Annotated in this window: 1 pseudogene; it reads left to right on the top strand. The window is 64.9% G+C overall.

Going from position 1 to position 370, the window contains the following annotated elements:
• Positions 1 to 123 precede the first annotated feature (123 nt).
• A pseudogene (locus QN347_RS19565) lies at positions 124 to 370 on the top strand (transposase); the annotation flags it as partial.

Raw genomic sequence — 370 nt, 5'->3', positions numbered from 1 at the left:
TCGCAGGAGGCAGTCCATTCCAGACCATCCTCGGTGCCGTCTCTGCCTTATAGCCGGTAGGGGGTGGGTAATTACGATTTGAACGAGGGGCCGTCTGATTCCGGAAGACAAGGCCGCCGCTGCGGGCGGTTGACCTCGGACGGTGGGGTGTTGCTGCTGGCGCAGGCCGAGCGACGGATGGGATTGGCGGCAGCTCTCGCCGGGTGCATCGCTGATCGGCGCGACCAAAGCCGCGTCATCCATGATCTCGATGATATTCTGCGCGCCCGCATGCTGGCGATCGCGTGTGGCTGTGAGGATGCCGACGACCTCGACGTGCTGCGGCATGATCCCGGGTTCAAGCTGGCGCTGGGCAAGCTGCCCACTGGCC

This window comes from Sphingomonas sp. 10B4, assembly GCF_035019905.1.
Taxonomy (GTDB): Bacteria; Pseudomonadota; Alphaproteobacteria; order Sphingomonadales; family Sphingomonadaceae; genus Sphingomonas; species Sphingomonas glacialis.
The sequence above is the reverse complement of the archived record's forward strand: the minus strand, read 5'-3'. Positions and strand labels throughout refer to the sequence as shown.